Annotated in this window: 13 protein-coding genes and 1 pseudogene; 4 read left to right on the top strand and 10 right to left on the bottom strand. The window is 65.2% G+C overall.

Annotation, left to right across the window (positions count from 1 at the left end; translation table 11 throughout):
- The first annotated feature begins 108 nt into the window (after positions 1-108).
- The 4 genes from ACOCMH_RS23670 to ACOCMH_RS23655 all read left to right on the top strand — a co-directional run bounded on the left by ACOCMH_RS23670 (position 109) and on the right by ACOCMH_RS23655 (position 3,319).
- Positions 109-1,164, top strand: a complete 1,056-nt coding sequence (locus tag ACOCMH_RS23670; RefSeq protein ID WP_427313281.1) for a 3-keto-5-aminohexanoate cleavage protein — start codon at positions 109-111, stop codon at positions 1,162-1,164.
- A gap of 70 nt (positions 1,165-1,234) precedes the next feature.
- Entirely contained in the window at positions 1,235-1,438 is a 204-nt protein-coding gene (locus tag ACOCMH_RS23665; protein ID WP_427313280.1) for a DUF1289 domain-containing protein, read from the top strand.
- A gap of 61 nt (positions 1,439-1,499) precedes the next feature.
- Positions 1,500-2,210, top strand: a complete 711-nt coding sequence (locus tag ACOCMH_RS23660; RefSeq protein ID WP_427313279.1) for a DsbA family oxidoreductase — start codon at positions 1,500-1,502, stop codon at positions 2,208-2,210.
- 122 nt (positions 2,211-2,332) lie between these two features.
- The gene (locus ACOCMH_RS23655; RefSeq protein ID WP_427313278.1) at positions 2,333-3,319 is read left to right on the top strand and encodes a Bug family tripartite tricarboxylate transporter substrate binding protein; all 987 of its coding nucleotides are present in this window, start codon (positions 2,333-2,335) and stop codon (positions 3,317-3,319) included.
- A 222-nt stretch (positions 3,320-3,541) separates the two neighbouring features.
- On the opposite strand, the gene ACOCMH_RS23650 is transcribed toward ACOCMH_RS23655, so the two are convergent.
- From ACOCMH_RS23650 to ACOCMH_RS23605, 10 genes and pseudogenes are all read right to left on the bottom strand, one after another.
- A complete protein-coding gene (locus ACOCMH_RS23650) occupies positions 3,542-5,188 on the bottom strand; it encodes a fatty acid--CoA ligase (protein ID WP_427313277.1) in 1,647 nt (548 codons plus the stop codon).
- Between the two features lie 20 nt (positions 5,189-5,208).
- Positions 5,209-6,057 (bottom strand): TauD/TfdA dioxygenase family protein, encoded by an 849-nt coding sequence (locus tag ACOCMH_RS23645; protein WP_427313276.1) that lies wholly within the window; start codon positions 6,055-6,057, stop codon positions 5,209-5,211.
- A 9-nt stretch (positions 6,058-6,066) separates the two neighbouring features.
- Positions 6,067-7,047 (bottom strand): quinone oxidoreductase family protein, encoded by a 981-nt coding sequence (locus tag ACOCMH_RS23640; RefSeq protein ID WP_035816476.1) that lies wholly within the window; start codon positions 7,045-7,047, stop codon positions 6,067-6,069.
- A gap of 1,054 nt (positions 7,048-8,101) precedes the next feature.
- Positions 8,102-8,638, bottom strand: coding sequence for an N-acetyltransferase family protein (locus ACOCMH_RS23635; protein ID WP_427313275.1), 537 nt, complete (start codon positions 8,636-8,638; stop codon positions 8,102-8,104).
- 263 nt (positions 8,639-8,901) lie between these two features.
- On the bottom strand, positions 8,902-10,059 hold the full coding sequence (locus tag ACOCMH_RS23630) for an extracellular catalytic domain type 1 short-chain-length polyhydroxyalkanoate depolymerase (protein WP_427313274.1): 1,158 nt from the start codon (positions 10,057-10,059) through the stop codon (positions 8,902-8,904).
- Positions 10,060-10,109: 50 nt separating this feature from the next.
- Entirely contained in the window at positions 10,110-10,541 is a 432-nt protein-coding gene (locus ACOCMH_RS23625; protein ID WP_427313273.1) for a CopG family transcriptional regulator, read from the bottom strand.
- A gap of 670 nt (positions 10,542-11,211) precedes the next feature.
- Positions 11,212-12,703 (bottom strand): annotated as a pseudogene (locus tag ACOCMH_RS23620) (aldehyde dehydrogenase).
- Between the two features lie 5 nt (positions 12,704-12,708).
- On the bottom strand, positions 12,709-13,611 hold the full coding sequence (locus tag ACOCMH_RS23615) for a DMT family transporter (RefSeq protein WP_427313272.1): 903 nt from the start codon (positions 13,609-13,611) through the stop codon (positions 12,709-12,711).
- Entirely contained in the window at positions 13,608-14,855 is a 1,248-nt protein-coding gene (locus ACOCMH_RS23610) for a Zn-dependent hydrolase (protein WP_427313271.1), read from the bottom strand. Before ACOCMH_RS23610 ends, ACOCMH_RS23615 begins: the two co-directional genes overlap by 4 nt.
- Before the next feature lie 36 nt (positions 14,856-14,891).
- Complete coding sequence (locus tag ACOCMH_RS23605) at positions 14,892-15,965, bottom strand: histone deacetylase family protein (RefSeq protein ID WP_427313270.1); 1,074 nt, start codon at positions 15,963-15,965, stop codon at positions 14,892-14,894.
- Between the last annotated feature and the right edge of the window lie 25 nt (positions 15,966-15,990).

The following is a 15,990-nucleotide window of genomic DNA, read 5'->3' as shown; positions in this document are numbered from 1 at the left end:
ATACACGATACTTCAGCCACTGAACTTGATACCGCAAACGCGACCGTCGGGTGCCGCCAGCCAGGCGGAAATCCAGGCGGTCCGGCCCACAACATACCAGGAGCAACTGTGCAATTCCTCGACGATTCCCTGCACCCCGAAAACCAGGACAAGGTGGTCATCACCGTGGCGCCGTACGGCCCCGAGTGGATGCCCGCGGATTTCCCGGAAGATATTCCGGTGACGATGGAAGATCAAATCCAGAAGGCCGTGGATTGCTACAACGCCGGCGCCACCGTGCTGCACCTGCACGTGCGCGAACTGGATGGCAAGGGTTCCAAGCGCCTGTCCAAGTTCAACGAGCTGATCGCCGGCGTGCGCGCCGCGGTGCCGGACATGATCATCCAGGTGGGCGGCTCCATCTCCTTCGCGCCGGAAGACGACGGCCAGGCGGCCAAGTGGCTCTCGGACGATACCCGCCACATGCTGGCTGAACTGGACCCGAAGCCGGACCAGGTGACCGTGGCGATCAACACCACGCAGATGAACATCATGGAGCTGCTGTACCCCGAATACCTGAAGGGTACCTCGCTGGAGCATCCCGCCTACCTGGCTGCCTACCGCGAAATGACGGTGCCGGCCGGCCCGGGCTGGGTGGAAGAGCACCTGCGCCGCCTGAGCAACGCAGGCATCCAGCCGCACTTCCAGCTCACCGGCATCCACGCCATGGAAACGCTGGAGCGCATGGTGCGCGCAGGCCACTACAAGGGCCCGCTGAACCTGACCTGGATCGGCATCGGCGGCGGCTTCGACGGCCCCAACCCGTTCAACTTCTTCAACTTCGTGCACCGCGCGCCGGACGGTTGCACCCTGACCGCGGAATCGCTGCTGAAGAACGTGCTGCCGTTCAACATGATGGCGATGTCGATGGGCCTGCATCCGCGCTGCGGCATCGAGGACACCATCATCGACCAGCATGGCAACCGCATGACTTCGGTCCAGCAGATCGAACAGTGCGTGCGCGTGGCCAGGGAACTCGGCCGCGAGATCGCCTCGGGCAAGGAAGCCCGCGAGATCTACCGCATCGGCACCTGGTACGACAGCGCCGACGAAACCCTGGCCGCGCACGGCATGGCGCCGAACCGCAAGGCCGGCCAGAAGAACCTGCCCCTGCGCGCGGCCTGACGCGCGCACCGGTGCGGCAGCGGGCGCAAGTGCCTGCCGCCGCACCGTCGTCCAACCTACCTTGCAAGCCATGAACCCGCCCCTCTCCGTCATCAATCCGTGCCTGAACATCTGCCGCATGGACCTCGCTGGCAAGTATTGCCAGGGCTGCGGCAGGACTGCGGTCGAAATCGGCCGCTGGGCGCAGATGACCGACGCAGAGCGCGCCGAGGTCGTGGCTTCGCTGCCGGCGCGCCAGTCGTGGCGCAGCCGCGCCCCGGCGCCCACTCCCTGATATTTCACAGCCTGCTGCGGCCTGCGCCGGGCTCGCCGGCTGGCGTCTTGAAGCTGCTGCCATGAACCATCCGTCCACGCTCTCGGTCGAGGCCTATTTCGACCTGATCTGTCCCTGGTGCCTGATCGGCAAGAAACACCTGGAAAGCGCCATCGCCTTGCTCGGGCGGGAGCGTCCGGACATCGCCGTGCAGGTGGAATGGCGTTCTTATCCGCTGATTCCGGCCATGCCGCCGGCCGGCCTGCCCTACCGCGACTTCTATGTGGCACGCCTGGGCAGCCCTCAGGCAGTGGCGGCACGCCAGGCACAGGTCTGTGCCGCGGCACAAGATGCCGGCCTCACCCTGGCACTGGATCGCATTGAGACCTTCCCCAACACCCTGCTGGCCCATCGCCTGGTACGCCTTGCCCGGCAACAGGCAGGGGCAGACGCGGCCGCTGCGCTGATCGACGAGCTGTTCACGCGCTACTTCCTGCGCGCCGAGAACATCGGTGATCCGCGCGTGCTGCGTCAGGCCGCCGCGACCTGCGGCGTCGCGATTCCGGATCAGGTCCCGGGTCAACCCGATGCGGAGGCACACCGTGACCTGGACTGGCTGCCGTCACTTGGCGACCCGCATGAACCGGTCTTGCGTGCCGGACTAGGCGTGCCGCACTTTATCTTCGACGGCACCCGCAGCGTGTCTGGCGCGCGGCCTCCCGCCGCGCTGCTGGAAGCCATGTTGCACACGCTGGCGCGCGCGAAGCAGCGCGCCACCCGGGCCACCGCCTGAACACCCTGGTGACGGCGGCATTGCGCCCTCGCCTCGACTTTTCTGCAATATCCCGTGCAACTGCCCCCGACAAGAAGGCTGGCATGGGCGTATCCATACCTAGACGTTCAACGGAGACACAGATGCCTCAACGCCCTGCCCTTTTTCACCTGCGCCACGCTGCCTTGGCCGCCGTCAGCGCCGTCATTGCCCTGTCCATGCCCTCGGCCATGGCGTGGACCAACAAGCCCGTACGCATGCTGGTGCCGGCCCCTGCCGGCGGCACCATGGACGTGATTGCCCGCCTTCTGGCCGACCAGCTGTCGCAGGACCTCGGCCAGCCGGTCGTGGTCGACAACAAGCCGGGCGCCGGCGGCGGCATCGCCATCAGCGCCATGCTGCAGGCACCGCCTGACGGCCAGACCATCATGGTGACGGCCACCAATGTGCTGACTGAAGTCCCCCACGTGCTCAAGACGCCGTACAACACGATGAAGGATATCCGGCCCTTGGCCGCGGTGGCACGCTCGCGCCTGCTGCTGGTGGGCGCGCCGTCCCTGCCCGCCAAGGACTTCAAGAGCCTGGTGAACTACGTGCATGCCAACCCTGGCAAGCTGAGCTTTGCCTCCTACAGCGCCGGCACCGCATCCCACTATGCCGGCGTGATCATGAACCAGAAGGCCGGCCTCGACCTTGCGCACGTTCCCTTTGCCGGCTCGTCGCCGGCGCTGGCCCAGGTGATGGGCGGCCAGATCGCGCTGATGTACGACGGCATGGTGACCTCGCTGCCGATGATCAAGGCCGGCAAGCTGCAAGCCTACGCGGTGGCTTCAAAGAACCGTTCGCCGCTGCTGCCCCAGGTGCCGACCTTCGCGGAGCTGGGTTATCCGGATGTGGAGTTCAGCAACTGGGTCGGCGTGATTGCCTCGGCGCGCGTGCCCGCAGAGCTGGCGCAGAAGATCCAGGCCGCCACTTACAAGGCGGCGGCAACGCCCAAGGTGCAGGAACGGATGCAGGCATTGAGCTATGAGCCGCTGCGCGAGCAGCCGCTGTCGGAATTGAGCCAGTCCCTGAATGCCGAGTTTGAGCGCAATGCGGCGATCGTAAAGACCTTCAGTATCCAGCCCTGACCCCGGCCACGCGCCGGCAGCCTGTGCGCCTCCTTCGGGAGGCGCTTTGCTTTTGCCCGTGACGCGGGCAAAAGAACCCACCGTTGCGGATTCTGTCCCAGCCATCGCCCTGCCACCGACCCGCGGTCTAGCCCCTCATGTCAAATACTGCTCGACGATAAAGCAAAAAAAAATAGCGGCAGTCCCCGCCCGAGGACTGCCGCGAATTCCCTTTATTACCCTTCAGGCTGCGTCTTCGCGCAGCTGCTTCTTATTGATCTTGCCGACACTGGTCTTTGGGATTGCTTCAATGAAGATGATGCGCTCGGCCTCCGGCACCGCATACTTGCTGATCCGGCGCGAATCCGCGTGCGCCATCAGCTGGTCGCGGATCTGCTCGGCCTTGATTTCGGCGCCCGCCTTGCGCACCACGAAGGCCATTGGCCGCTCGCCCCACTTCGCATCCGGCACGCCGATCACGGCGCATTCCTGCACCCCCGGCACCTCCGTGATCAGGTTCTCCACTTCAATGGAAGACACCCATTCACCGCCGGTCTTGATGACGTCCTTGATACGGTCGACGATCTGCACGAAGCCGTCCTCGCCCATCACCGCGACATCCTGGGTATGCAGGAAGCCGCCCGACCACAGGTCTTCCGACGCTTGCGGCTTGCCGAAATATCCCTTGGTCAGGAACGGCGCGCGCAGCACGATCTCGCCGCGGCTCTTGCCGTCACGCGGCAGGTCCTGCATGTCTTCGCTGACAATGCGGTAGTCCACCAGCGTCACCGGGCGACCAGTCGAGCAGCGCATGCGGACTTCCTCGGCGCGGTCCCTGGGCGTACAACCCGGCGGAATCTGGGCCAGCGACACGATCGGGCCGGTCTCGGACATGCCGTAGCCGGCAAAGATGTCGATGCCCCGCGCCAGCGCCGCCTCGCACAGCGCGGGCGGCAGCGCCGAGCCGCCGATGATGATCTTCCAGCCCGACAGGTCCTGCGCGCTGCCCTGCGCGGACTGCAGCAGCATCTGCAGGATGGTCGGCACGCAGTGCGAGAAGGTGACTTTTTCGGTCTCGCGCAGCTTCAGCAGCGCATCGGGGGCGTAGCGGCCCGGCAGTACGGTACGCAGGCCCAGCATCATGGCAATGTACGGGATGCCCCATGCCAGCACGTGGAACATCGGCGTGATCGGCATATAGACGTCTTCACGATGCATGCGCTGGCCCTCGCGCGGCGAACACAGGCTGGTTGCCGATGCCAGCGTGTGCAGCACGATCTCGCGGTGGCTGTAGCAGACGCCCTTGGGATCGCCGGTGGTGCCGGTGGTGTAGAAGGTCGCGGCCTTGGTGTTCTCGTCGAAGTCCCTGAACTCGAAGTCAGGCGACGCGTCGTCGAGCAGCGCCTCATACTCCCCCGCGAGCGGCAAGGTTAGCGCCGGTGCGTCCTGGCCGTCGGCCATCAGCACGAAGCGCGGGTTGCAGGTCAGCTCGCCGCGGATCTGCTCGAGCACCGGCGCGAAGTCCGGATGGAACAGCACGACGTCCGCGCCGGCGTCGTTCAGCGTGTACAGGATCTGCTGGGGCGACAGCCGCACGTTCACCGTGAACAGCGTCGCGCCCATCATGGGTACGCCGAAGTAGCACTCCAGGTAACGATGGCTGTCCCAGTCCATCACCGCCACGGTGGTCCCGTGGCCGGCACCGAGCGCGGTGAGCGCCGAGGCCAGCTGGCCGATGCGGCCGCGGAAATCGCGGAAGGTGTAGCGCATCTGGCCGCGGTAGCTGATCTCCTGGTCGCCGTAGAGACTGACCGAGTTGATCAGGAGCTGCTTGACCAGCAGCGGGTAAGCGTAGGCCGACTGTGCGGCCGTAATCAGGTTGTCTTGCATTGCTTGTCCTGCCTTGTCCGTCAGTACGGCTTGCTGCCGATAATGCCCGCGCGCTCCATCTTGCGGTGGCAAGGCGGATAGTCCATCACGGCGTAGTGCTGGGTGGCGGTGTTGTCCCAGATCGCCACGGAGTTGGGTTCCCAGCGCCAGCGCACCTGGTATTCGGGGATATACGCCTGGCTGACCAGGTAGCGCAGCAGGTCGCCCGCGCCCGGATTGGCGTCCTGGCCCGAGCGCACCCGCCCAGGCGTGTGGTAGTTGGTGAAATGCGTGGTGAAGGCGTTCACATACAGGATCTTCTCGCCGGTATCCGGGTGCGTGCGCACCACCGGGTGTTCCGCGTCGGGATACTGGGCCTTCAGCGCCAGGCGCTTCTCGATCGGCATCGCCGCGCCAAAAGAGGCCTCGATGCTGTGGCGCGCGCGCAGGTCGGCGATCTGCTCCTTGATGTACGCAGGCAGGCGCTCATAGGCAAGTGCCATGTTGGCCCACATAGTGTCGCCGCCAACTGGCGGGCATTCCACGCAGCGCAGCACGGCGCCGAACTGCGGGGCTTCGCGCCAGGTGGCATCGGAGTGCCAGGCGTTCTCGTAGCGGTCGTTGGGCTGGTCCGGGGTCTTGTAGATGCGGACCAGGCCCGGGTGCTCGGGATCGCTGCCGGCGACGGGATGGTCTTCCAGCTCGCCAAAGCGCCGGGCAAAGGCGACATGTTCGGCGCGGCTGAACTGCTGGTTGCGCAGGAACAGAACGCGGTGCTCGAGCAGCAAGGCGCGGATCTCGGCAAACAGGCCGTCGTCGCGAATCGCATCGGCCAGGTCGACACCACTCAGTTCGGCGCCAAGCGCGCAGGTAGTTTGTTGGACTTGCATGGCGTTGTGTCAGATGACGAAGATCGAAGAGCCTGTGGTCTTGCGCGACTCCAGGTCCTGGTGTGCCTGCACCGCATCTTCCAGGGCATAGCGCTGGTTGATCTCGATGCGGATACGGCCCGCGCCGACGTGATCGAACAGTTCGCCGGCCAGTTCGGCCTTTTCGGCCGGGTCGGCGATGTAGTCCGCCAGCGCAGGACGAGTCAGGAACAACGAGCCCTTCATGGCGAGGAGCACCGGGTCGAACGGAGGAATCGGGCCCGAGGCGGTGCCTACGCACACCATGGTGCCGCGCCGCTTGAGCGAATCCAGCGATGCCATGAAGGTCGACTTGCCCACGCTGTCGAACACCACCGACACGCCGACGCCATCGGTCAGCGCGCGCACCCGCTCCGCCACGTCTTCATGGCTGTAGTTGATGACATGATCGCAGCCGTGCGCCCGCGCCACCTCCGCCTTGGCTTCGGAGGAAACCGTGCCGATCACGGTCAGGCCCAGCAGCTTGGCCCACTGCGAAACGATCAGACCCACGCCACCGGCCGCGGCGTGCAGCAGGATGCTGTCGCCTGCCTTGAAGGCATGGATGCGGCGCATCAGGTAAGCCGAGGTCAGCCCACGCATGGTCATGGCCGCCGCGGTCTCGAAGCTGATCGTCTCAGGCAGGCGGATCAGCGCTGCGGCGGGCACCAGGCGCGAAGTGCTGTACGCGCCCAGGGTATTGATGAAGCCGGTATAGGTCACGCGATCGCCGACGGCAACATTGGTGACGTCCGGGCCGATCGCCTGCACCACGCCAGCTGCTTCCACGCCCATGCCCGAAGGCAGCGGCACGCGGTAGGTCCCGTTGCGGAAATATGTATCGGCATAGTTCAGGCCAACCGCCACGTGGCGGATGCGCACTTGGCCGGGGCCAGGGTCGCCCACTTCAGTGCTTTCATAGCGCAGCACTTCCGGCCCGCCGATCTCGTACATCCGGACAATTTTTTCCACAGCTTTGGTCTCCTGGGTCTAGGGCGGCGCGAAGTACGCCGCGTATGGAGACCAATGTAGAACCGGACGCGTGCCGGCGCTTTGCAACAGATTCCATCGACTTTGCATTTCATGCCAAGCGCTAGAGAAGCCGTGGCCAGCCGCCGAATTTTGCCGAAGAGCTTTCCGTTGACGACATTATCGTAATTGCCGCCTGTCGCATGCGGGCCCTGCGAGGTTGAGGCAGTTCACTCGAACCGCAACGTGAGCACTTCAATTGCACGGAGTACCTGGGAGAGAGGTTCCATCAATGGTTTTCCCATGACACAAATCACTCGGGGTAGCGGCAACGCCCTCCGAGTTCAGCTCTCGGTCGAGGGGCAGTTTGCCGATCTTCGTGCAGCAAGAGCGAAACTCAGTCGAAAGTGCTGGAGTATTCGTCATGGCGGGAGAAGCCAGGGCAGGTTGCTGAAGTGTCGGGCCGCTTTTGGCCATCGAGGGCTGCTCGGGTTGTTCGGATGCCGGGCCAATCTTTCTCGCTGGAGCAGTCTTGGCTGGCTGTCCGGTTGCTGGGACATTCCCCATCGCCGGACGAACCCTTGTAGGTGGCTCGGGTGTCGGGACGATTCTTGTCGCGGAAGATGGTTGGGTAGCTCGGTCTGCGTTCGGGCCTGTCGACGCAGGAGAGACGCATTGGCCCATCTGGCAAATGCGCTCGCCTTTGCACTGCATGTCATATTCGCATCCAACTGCACCGGCGTGCGGCGCAGTCCCCACGGCGATTGACAGGGCGAGGAGCAAGCCTGGCGCTTTCATCTCCAGCGTCGCCTCCTCCTCTACGTTCGGTGATTGGCAGGCTGCTCGGCCCTGGCGCAAGCCAGACTTGACCTTTTCGTAGTCTTAGGAGGCCATGTAAGGTGATGGCGTCCTATATCGCAAGACGATGCGACCCACGAATGCTCATTCCGACGGAGGGCGACACCCCTAGTATGGAATGTTCAAACCGTGAGCGCCACCCGAACTGCTCGACTCCCTGCGCGCGAAGACGCATGCACCTGGCACCTGCTCTCGTGCCTTAAAGCGCAAGCTTCACCACGCGCAGCGTGGCATCGTCTGGGCACGCTAAATCGGCAAATCCAAAACGTTTAGCCAGTCGCCGCATCGCGGTATTCGACGACAACACATACCCTTCCATGCATCGATAGCCGCGGCTCCGGGCGATGTCGATCAGTGTACCCAGCAGTCGGCTGGCCAGGCCGAGCCGATGCCAGTCATCGGCGACAGTCACCGCAAACTCGCAGGTATCGCTGCCCGGCGCCGCGGCGTAGCGTGCTCCCCCCACAATAGATGACACCTTGTTTTCCGTGGCAAGCGCTACCAGCGCAAACTCGCGCTCCATCGACGGATGCGTCGCTTGTTCGAGCATCGCTTCCGGCAGTTGTTGCATGGCAGCCATGAATCTGGCGTAGCGCGCATCGGCAGAAAGCCTGTTGAATGCCGCCAACAGGCCGACCTTGTCGTCTTCGGTAATTTCCCGCACCAGCACTTCCCGTCCTTCGCACAGGGGCATGCTGAACGGCACGAAGTTTGTCGCATCAGACTTGTCTTGCATGGCAACGGTGTCGAGAGCAATGAAAGCGAGTTCGTTGAATGGACCTCCGCAGCATTTGATAGTAGCTGATCCGGCGTGGTTTTCCGATATCGAACATAGGCGATCACCCCATGAAGCAATACGGCCCGCGTCCACGCGAAGATTTCAAAATCCGCGCAGCCTTCCCCGGAATTCCTCGATGAACCATACACTTGCCCTTGTGTGAGGCGAAATGCACCGGTTGGGGCGGAAATTCAGGGTAATTCCTCCGCCTCGTTCACGCCTCAGTCCGCGCGTGGATGCGCTAGGAAAAACCGCATCATCTCCGCACTGGCGTCGGGCCCCTTCGGATCCGTATAACTGCCGCGACCGCTCCCGCCCGACCACGCGTGTCCGGCGCCGTGGATAATCCAGTACTCGGCGTCGATGCCGGCGGGCGTCGTGATCTTGCGCAGCGTGTAGCCGTGACCTGCGCGACCGGTCTCGCGTTGCTCGCCCTTGCGCGCCTCGCCTTGCTCGAATGGCGCCACCAGCCGGCTGCCATTGGCCGGGTGCACGGTCTTGTCGGCATCGCCATGGAACACGATCATCGGCCTGATGGGCGGCAGCGGTCGCGCGCTGTTGCCCTTCGACACGCCGATGCCCTTGCCTCCCCGCATGGCGCCCAGCGCGGATGGCAGGTCGTGCGCGCTGCCCGCGGGCAAGCCCGAGTGAATGCCAGCCGCCGCGAACAGGCCGGGATAGCGCTGGATCAGAACGGCCGCCATCGCGCCGCCGGCGGAGAGGCCGGCTACATAGACGCGCTTGGCGTCGATGCCGTAGGCGGCGATGACCTCGCGGGTCATGCCGGCAATCAACGAGGGCTCGCCGCGGTCGGCTTGCTGGTCGCCGGGCCGGAACCAGTTCCAGCATTTCGATGGGTTGGCGTCGGTGGGCTGGATCGGGTACAGCACGGCGAAGCCGAGCCGCTCGGCAAGCTCATTCATGCGGGTGCCGGCGGCGAAGTCGTCAGCGTCCTGCGTGCATCCGTGCAGCATCACGACCAGCGGCATCGGCTCGGCATGCCGGCCCGCCGGAATGTAGAGCTTGTACGCGCGGGTGCCGGCCTGGTTGGCGTAGGTGCGCTGCGTGAAGTGCCCGGGTTCGGCGCGGGCAGCGCTTTGTGCGGGCTGGGAAGCCGGCGCAACAGCAGGCGCGCGGGCCGCCGCGGGCTCCGGGCCCACGCCATCGGTGCCGCGGGTTCGAACCGCAGCCCCGTCATGGGTCAACAGGCGTTCGACCACTTGTGCCGCCATTGGCGCCGCCGGACCGGGTTGCACAACCGCGGAAGCGTGCTGGCGCAGTGCCCGCTGGATGACCTCAGTGGCCTCCATCGGGCCTGCCGTCTGCAGCAACTGCATGGCCTCGTACATCGAAGCGAGGAACGCGTCATTCATTTTCATCATTGTTTCCAGGTAACCTGGCGAACCAGGGGCAGCGAAACTGCGGCGAACTACCGTATTCGCCCGGCCAGCGCAGCCTTGACTGCGGCCGGGGCGTGAAAGGCGCCAAGTACCACGACGGAATTGATGGTCGCCAGGGCAAGCTCCGGACTGACATCTGAGGCAATGCTCGCCAGGCCGAGGACATGGATATCGAGTCTTTCATTGGCCGCGCGCGCCGCTTCCAGGTCCTTCTTCGTGAAGTGCTGCAGTCCGAGGACCAAGGCCCGACGGCTCACCGTTTCGTGGATAACCACGGCATGCGCGACCAGTTGGTTCCGGATGGCTGTCCGAATCAGATCAGAGCGGTTCGAGTAGAAGCCTTCTTCGACCAGCAGGTCGATCTGCCCGAGGTCTACCGGGCCGAGGTTGATGGTGATTTTTTCCGTATCACCAGTCTTCGGTTTCGTCAGGGGTGAGGCTTCGGTTTTCTGAGGGGTCATGTGTTCCGTTGGGCTCAATGACGCAAGCAGGCGCATAAACATCAGTCACCATCCATGCGCCATCCATGCACCATCCATGCACCATCCATCTGGATGGTCAATTTATAGGTGGCGGGCTGGGTCACGTCAAGGCAAAAGGCAGGATGTGTCCGATGGGATGCTTTCTACGGGATCTGCAGCGCACATAGTGGACGGTTAGATGGCAAGCCGGCCACCGTTTGGCTTTGAGCGCATCGGCCTGTTAGGCAGCCAAGTCGGAGATTGAGCGTGGCTTCGTCGTTGAGGCGGAAGGACCGGTTGTCGTGAAGGAGAACGTGCAAATGTTGGGGAGGCCGAGTTCGTTAGCCGCCTGGACTTTCCGCAAGCATGTCGCTTTTTTTGGTCCGGCGACCGGCGCATCGACTCATGACCGCATTGCGGGCAGATCGGCGCGAGCCTTTGCCCGCACTCTCTCGCGGCTGGGCAGGCCATCATGGGTTAGGTAAAAAACGCCACCACGCCGTCAGATTCGTGGCTGATCGGCTCCCACAAGTTCGCCAACGTAATCAATTTGACCCACAAACCCCTACACGGACGCGTCGTCGTCTCCGGTGAAAATATTCAGACCAGTTAGGCCGAAGACGCCTCCACAGCGAGCGATTGCCTTGATCTGGTCGTCGCCTTCAATCCCTTAACCCAAGTTGATCCAGGTGGCTTTCAGGTCGGTATACTTGTCCAGCGCGTGCAGCGACTTGTCCCGCCCGGAGCCCGACTGCTTGACGCCGCCGAACGGTACGGCGATGTCGCCGTCCATGTAGCAGTTGACCCACACGAGGCCGGCGCGCAGCCGGCGCGACACCCGGTGGGCCCGCGACAGGCTGGCGGTCCACAGGCCCGAGCCCAGGCCATACGGTGAATCGTTGGCCATTCGCACGGCTTCGTCTTCGCTGTCGAATACCGTCACCGCCAGCACCGGTCCGAAGATCTCTTCGCGCACGATCGCGAGCGACTGGCTCGGGCATTCGAAGATGGTGGGCTGCAGAAAGTAGCCGCCAGTGTCCGCGCGCACGCGCTCGCCGCCCAGGCGCAGTCGCGCGCCTTCGCGCTGCGCACCATCGACATAGGACATCACGCGATCGAGCTGCCGCGCGTCGATGATGGCGCCCATCGCGGAGGCCGGATCGAGCGGGTCGCCGGGCTGCATGGCTTTGGCACAGGTCTCAAGCTTCGCCATGAATGGCTCGTAGATGGCCCGATGCACATACAGGCGCGAGCCCGCGATGCAGATCTCGCCCTGGTTGTTGAAGATGCCGATGGCAGCGGCCTGTGCGGCCCGGTCCAGATCGGGGCAGTCGTCGAACACGATATGCGGCGACTTGCCGCCGCACTCCAGCCAGACCCGCTTGAGGTTGGACTGGCCCGAATATTCCATGAAGCGCTTGCCAGTCGCCGTGGACCCGGTGAAGGCAATGCAATCGACGTCCGGATGCAGGCCCAGCGCCTGCCCTGCCTGTGCGCCCAACCCCGGCACCACGTTGAACACGCCCGCGGGAATGCCAGCTTCCGCGGCAAGCTCCGCCAGGCGCAGCGTGGTCAGCGGCGACTGCTCGGCCGGCTTCAGGATGACGCTGTTGCCCGCCGCCAGATGCCGGCGCGACCTTCCAGCTTGCCATCAGCAGCGGATAGTTCCACGGCACCACCGCCGCGACCACGCCCAGCGGCTCGCGCGTGATGGTGGCCAGCACATTGCCGCCAGTGGGCGCGATTTCGTCGTAGACCTTGTCGATGGCCTCGGCGTACCAGGCAAACGTGCGCGCGGCCTCCGGAATGTCGTAGGCCAGCGTGTCGCCAATGGGCTTGCCCATATCCAGCGTTTCCAGCAGGGCCAATTCCTCGCCATGGGTTTCGATCAGCGCGGCCAGGCGCAGCAGCACGGCCTTGCGTTCGCGCGGTGCCAGGCCCGCCCACACGCCTTGCTCGAATGACCGGCGCGCGGCTGCCACGGCGCGATCCACGTCCGCCGCGCCGCACGCCGCCACCCGCGCCAGCACGTGGCCGTTTGCCGGGTTGATACTGTCGAAGGTGGCGCCGTCAGTGGCGTCTGTCCATTCGCCGCCGATACAGGCACGGCCTTGCGGACGCAGCGTAGCCGCGCGTGCCTGCCAGTAGGCCAGATCGCGAATTTCACTCAATGGGTTCCTCGTTTGGTTGAGACGGTGACGGGCACCGGCAGGGTCTGCGTCAGACCCGCCACCACGATCAGGGCAATGCCCGCAAGCGCCAGTGCGTCAGGCCAGCGGCCAAACCACAGCGCGCTGTAGACCAGCGCCAGCAGCAGGTGAAAGTAGTTCAGCGGCGCCAGCCGCGAAGCAGGAGCGCGTTGCAAGGCCAGGATCAGCAACACCTGGGCCGCCGCGCTCATCAGGCCCATGGCCGCTATCGCCAGCCAGTCGGCCAGGTCCGGCCACACCTGCGGCGGGAAAAACGGCGCGGGCAAGCCGGTGGCGACCATGCAGACCAGTGCGGAAAAGCCATACTGCACGCGCGCGTCCACTTGCCCCGCCATGCGCCGCGTGAGTAGCTGCAGCATGGCATAAGCGAGCGTGGCGGCCAGCATCAGCACTGTGCCGAGCCACGACACCGCACCGCCCGGACGCACGATCAGCAGCATGCCGCAGAAGCCCGCCCCTACGGCCATCCACTGGCGCGGCCCGACTGTCTCGCCGAGCATCCACGGCGACAGGCCTACAACCATCAGCGGCGCCATGAAGTAGATGGCGGTCGCTTCGGCCAGCGGCATCCACAGCAGCGCGGTCATGAAGCAGGTGCCCACGATGGCCAGCATCAGCCCGCGCAGCACAAGCAGACCGCGGTGCGGGGTATGCCAGAAGCGCAAACACCCAGAGCCGGCGAGCATGGCCACGGCCACCGCCAGCGTTGCGGCGTAGCGCACCGCATTCAGAAACGGCGCGGGATAGCGCCCGACCAGGTGCTTGGCGGTAGCGTCCACCGTAGCGAACAGCATCACCACGCACAGGAACAGCAGGCCGCCGCGCCACCAGTCGGGCGCGCCCCGGGCCGCGGCGGTCATGCGCCGGCCTGCGCCACCATCGCGCCCAGCAGCACATTGGCCCCGGCTTCCAGGTGCTCGGGCCGCGCGTCTTCCACTTCGTTGTGGCTGATGCCGTCCTTGCAGGGCACGAAGATCATCGCGGTCGGCGTCACGCTGGCCATGTAGACGGCGTCGTGACCCGCGCCCGTGACGATGTCCTGATGGCTGTAGCCGCGCGCACTGGCCTCGCCGCGCACGTGGTCGACAAGCTCCCGTGCGAACGGGGTCGGCGAGAAATACTGCACATCGTCGATCTTCACCTCCAGCCGCGCGCCGGTGGTCTTGCCCTGGGCCAGCGCCTCGCACGCTGCGCGGAACCTGGCATCCATCTCGGCGAGCTTGCCCGCGTCTTCGTGGCGCAGGTCGACGGAAAACTTCACCGCGCCGGGAATGACGTTGCGCGAGCCCGGGTGGATGTTCACTACGCCCACCGTGCCACGTCCGTGCGGGGCAAAGTCGTTGGCAATGTGAACGACTTCCTGCATGACGTGCGTGGCGCCAAAGAGCGCGTCACGGCGCAGCGGCATCGGCGTGGGGCCGGCATGGGCCTCCATGCCGGTCACGGTGACGTCGTACCAGCGCAGCCCGAGAGAACCGGTGACCACGCCAATCACGTTGTCCGCAGCCTCCAGCACCGGCCCTTGCTCGATATGCGCCTCGAAATACGCGCCCACCTGACGCCCGCCCACTTCCGCTGCGCCGGCGTAGCCGATGGCCTGAAGCTCGTCCGCCACGTGTTTGCCGTCGGCATCGGTCGCGGACAGCGCTGTCTCCAGCGGAAAAATGCCCGCGAACACGCCCGAGCCCATCATCACCGGCACGAAGCGCGTACCTTCCTCGTTGGTCCAGATGGCCAGCTCCAGCGGCGCTTCGGTGGTCACGCCATGGTCGTTAAGCGTGCGCATGACTTCCAGCCCGGCCAGCACACCGAAGCAGCCGTCGAACTTGCCGCCGGTCGGCTGGGTATCGATATGGCTGCCGGTCATCACCGGCGGCAGCGCATCATTGCGGCCCGCGCGGCGGCCGAAGATGTTCCCCAAGCGGTCCACGGTCACGCTCAGGCCGGCTTCGCGCATCCAGCCGCTGACCAGGTCGCGCCCCTGCCCGTCAAGCGCGGTCAGCGCCAGCCGTGCATTGCCACCCTTCGGCGTGGCGCCGATCCGCGCCAGGTCCATCAGCGATTGCCACAGGCGCTGGCCGTTGATCGCGATCTTGCTAGTCATTGCTGTTCTCCTGTATTCGTAAGTGCGCCGGCCCGCTCAGGCAATCGCCGGCGCGAAGCCGGCCAGGAATGCGTCGAGCCCCCGCCCGATCGCCTCCACCTCGTAACCGCCTTCCTGCACCACCACCGTAGGCAGGCCCAGTGCGTGGATGCGCTCGCCGATGCCGCGGTAACCGTCCATGCTGACCTTGAGCACGCTGATGGGGTCGTTCTCGTAGGTATCGAAGCCCAGCGCCAGTACCACCGCTTGCGGGCGGTAGTCGCGCAGCGCGTCGAGCGCGCCGTCCAGTGCCGACAGGAACTCCGCGTCGCCGCTGCCGTGTGCCAGCGGGAAGTTGAGGTTGTACCCGTAGCCTGCACCATAGCCACGCTCGGTGGCATAGCCGGTATAGAACGGGTAGTAGCCGACCGGATCGGCATGCAGCGAGAGCGTCATCACGTCGGAGCGGTGATAGAAGATCTGCTGCGTGCCGTCGCCGTGGTGCGCGTCGACATCGAGCACCGCCACCTTGCCGAAGCGGTTCAGCAGCGTCTGCGCCGCAATGGCCGAGTTGTTGACGTAGCAGAAGCCCGCCGCGCGGTCGCTGTGGGCATGGTGGCCGGACGGGCGGCACAACGCATAAGCCATGCCGGCGCCATCCTGCCGCTCGCACACGTGGCGCGCGGCCGCCACAGCGCTGTGCGCACCGCGCAGGATCGCGCGCCAGCTGTCCGGCCCGAGCGGGCAGCTCAAGTCGCCAAGGTAGTAGCCGGCCTGCGCGATCACCGAGTCGGTAGGACACACGGACCTGCGCGGCTCGCCCACCTTGCCGTTGTGGTACGGCGACAGATTCGGCAGCACTTCGATGCCGGGCTCGAAGCCAGGGCGTGCCAGTTCCTGCCAGCGTGCGTAGGCGCTCGCCAGGAAATCGAGATACGCCGCACTGTGCACCGACTCCAGCGGTGCGCGCCCGCAGTCGGGCGGCGCCGCCAGTTCGATGCCGCGCGCGGCCAGCGCGTGTTGCAGTGCCGCGGCCCTGGCCGGCACGTCAGTCGGCTCGCACAACCGGCCCGCGCGCATAAACTGGCGGGGCTCATGCAGCAACTGTTCATCCGAGAAGAAGGCACGCATGGTGTTGGAATGTTGGTGAACGGGT

Origin of the sequence: Cupriavidus sp. H39 (assembly GCF_050271075.1) — a bacterium.
Lineage (GTDB): Bacteria > Pseudomonadota > Gammaproteobacteria > Burkholderiales > Burkholderiaceae > Cupriavidus > Cupriavidus necator_B.
Note: the sequence above shows the minus strand (reverse complement) of the source record. Positions and strands in the feature narration are given on the sequence as shown.

What these genes read in the sequence shown, in the direction of transcription:
- ACOCMH_RS23665 (WP_427313280.1), top strand. Translation starts at nt 1,235, where the DNA reads ATGAACCCGCCCCTCTCCGTCATCAATCCGTGCCTGAACATCTGCCGC.
- ACOCMH_RS23660 (WP_427313279.1), top strand. Translation starts at nt 1,500, where the DNA reads ATGAACCATCCGTCCACGCTCTCGGTCGAGGCCTATTTCGACCTGATC.
- ACOCMH_RS23655 (WP_427313278.1), top strand. Translation starts at nt 2,333, where the DNA reads ATGCCTCAACGCCCTGCCCTTTTTCACCTGCGCCACGCTGCCTTGGCC.
- ACOCMH_RS23650 (WP_427313277.1), bottom strand. Translation starts at nt 5,188, where the DNA reads ATGCAAGACAACCTGATTACGGCCGCACAGTCGGCCTACGCTTACCCG.
- ACOCMH_RS23645 (WP_427313276.1), bottom strand. Translation starts at nt 6,057, where the DNA reads ATGCAAGTCCAACAAACTACCTGCGCGCTTGGCGCCGAACTGAGTGGT.
- ACOCMH_RS23635 (WP_427313275.1), bottom strand. Translation starts at nt 8,638, where the DNA reads ATGCAAGACAAGTCTGATGCGACAAACTTCGTGCCGTTCAGCATGCCC.
- ACOCMH_RS23630 (WP_427313274.1), bottom strand. Translation starts at nt 10,059, where the DNA reads ATGAAAATGAATGACGCGTTCCTCGCTTCGATGTACGAGGCCATGCAG.
- ACOCMH_RS23625 (WP_427313273.1), bottom strand. Translation starts at nt 10,541, where the DNA reads ATGACCCCTCAGAAAACCGAAGCCTCACCCCTGACGAAACCGAAGACT.
- ACOCMH_RS23615 (WP_427313272.1), bottom strand. Translation starts at nt 13,611, where the DNA reads ATGACCGCCGCGGCCCGGGGCGCGCCCGACTGGTGGCGCGGCGGCCTG.
- ACOCMH_RS23610 (WP_427313271.1), bottom strand. Translation starts at nt 14,855, where the DNA reads ATGACTAGCAAGATCGCGATCAACGGCCAGCGCCTGTGGCAATCGCTG.
- ACOCMH_RS23605 (WP_427313270.1), bottom strand. Translation starts at nt 15,965, where the DNA reads ATGCGTGCCTTCTTCTCGGATGAACAGTTGCTGCATGAGCCCCGCCAG.